General features: G+C 40.1%; 4 protein-coding genes. 1 reads left to right on the plus strand and 3 read right to left on the minus strand.

What is annotated here, in order from left to right; genetic code table 11:
* The 3 genes from J8X26_RS21525 to J8X26_RS21535 all read right to left on the minus strand — a co-directional run.
* On the minus strand, positions 1-182 hold a 182-nt coding region (locus J8X26_RS21525; protein ID WP_208951904.1), incomplete at its 3' end, for a hypothetical protein.
* A 191-nt stretch (positions 183-373) separates the two neighbouring features.
* The gene (locus J8X26_RS21530; protein WP_208951905.1) at positions 374-583 is read right to left on the minus strand and encodes a hypothetical protein; all 210 of its coding nucleotides are present in this window, start codon (positions 581-583) and stop codon (positions 374-376) included.
* A 153-nt stretch (positions 584-736) separates the two neighbouring features.
* Positions 737-1405 (minus strand): LexA family transcriptional regulator, encoded by a 669-nt coding sequence (locus J8X26_RS21535; RefSeq protein WP_208951906.1) that lies wholly within the window; start codon positions 1403-1405, stop codon positions 737-739.
* Positions 1406-1505: 100 nt separating this feature from the next.
* On the opposite strand from J8X26_RS21535, the gene J8X26_RS27740 reads away from it, so the two are divergent.
* A complete protein-coding gene (locus tag J8X26_RS27740) occupies positions 1506-1718 on the plus strand; it encodes a hypothetical protein (RefSeq protein ID WP_244370772.1) in 213 nt (70 codons plus the stop codon).
* The last annotated feature ends 21 nt before the right edge of the window (positions 1719-1739 follow it).

Consider the following 1739-nt stretch of genomic DNA (forward strand, 5'->3'; position numbering starts at 1 on the left):
TGGGCGAACTTCAAAGCGCGGCGGTCAATAACACGATAACTACGCTTTACAGATGCCGCGTCAGTTGTGTTAATATCCACACAAGCCTTAATCTCAACACCATCGCAGGTAAGCATATTTAAGGTCAGGCTCTGGTTGTGATTGGTAGTCGGAACCAGAGCTGTTTTATTTGCATTATTCATGGTCAGTACCCTCTTCAATCAAATCCAGCAGACTTCCATTCAAACTAAGCGCTAGTTTAGTTAAAGCACGTAAAGAATATTCCATTTCAGCCCGTTCAATATGAGTGTTATTGCTGAGAGTTTTTATTAAGCTAAATACCTAGCAGCAGCTTTCACTGATTGATTGCAGTTTTGGCTTATCGACTGAGATTTTAATCATGTTCGCCACCATACATTTTAATGACAGTAGATTTAATTTCGTAATTTATGTCCCAAGCAACACCTACACATTTAACTATTTCTTCATTACCAACATTACCATCTATAATGGCCTGCGAGATTAAAACCAAAAGAGAATCAAGCTTTATTGTTTTATCTATTAAATCAACAGGTGATGACTTATTTGTAGATGGGTTTTCCATTTAGATTAACTCCAGAACCGTTTGAGTGTTGGGTCGCGTCGATGAGTTAATCGTAACTAAAGTATCAAACTCAAGCAAGTTAAAATGATACTTTATTTTCTATGTTAGGCGAAAAAAATGCCGGGTATCCGGCATCTTATTGAATTATATATATTAAAAAATGTCCCATCTGGCATCAACGATAACCCCAATGATCTCACAGTCATCGTTAATTTCTATCATTGGATATTGAGGATTGAGGGGTTTTAGAAACGCCCTCCCCATATCAGTAACATACTTTTTGAATGTTGTTTCATCAGTGTTTTTTTGTTTTGCTATGACGTAGCAGTTCGGGTGTGGCTCCTTCTCAGGGTCTATCAGTATAGACATACCTTCAGGAAAGGTTACCCCGGTCTGTGAAGTCATCGAGTCACCATGCACCTCAAGCCAAAAACCTCTCTCGCCGGCGTATTTTACGGAGTCATGCCAATTTTTTATGTCATACATATCAAAATTGTCTCCGCTTTGTGCAAATAGTCCCGCCTGCACCCAATTCAGTTTAGGGTACGTATAGCGATAAGTCGGTTGAGTTGTTTCCCTGACATTTTCATCCCATAGAGAGGGTTGGATCTCAGGGTTCCCGACCCCTTTTTGAAGCCACTCAGGGCTACAATTAAGAGCGATTGCGATTTTAAATAAAGTATTACTATTGAAGTTTTTGGTTAATCCAAGTTCAGCTTTACTGATGGCTACTCGTGTAACCCCTGCTTTTTTGGCTAAACCTTCCTGCGTTAAGTTCATCAGGTTACGTCTACCAATCAATCTTTCTGCGAGCGTATTCATATCCACCTCCGGTTGGAAACTAAAGTAACATCTAAAATTGATACTTTGGATTCTATGTGGTAATTTTTATTGATACAATACTTTCGAGGAGAGAGGGGAAATGAGCCTTTATGAAATCTTAAAATCACGATTTAAAACCAATAAAGCAATTGGTTACCGATTTCCACGGCGGGGCAAACCACGTTCAAGCCAGTGCGTTGGTAAATGGAAAGTTCGAGGGGTCCCAGAGGATGTCGCTATTTTGTGTCATCTGGATATGAATATTCCTTACTCACATTCATTACCGCCTGATGCCCCCTCAGATCATGCCTAACCCCACCCGAACCATCATGCC

This window comes from Rahnella sp. ChDrAdgB13 (assembly GCF_017655185.1).
Classification (GTDB): Bacteria; Pseudomonadota; Gammaproteobacteria; order Enterobacterales; family Enterobacteriaceae; genus Rahnella; species Rahnella contaminans.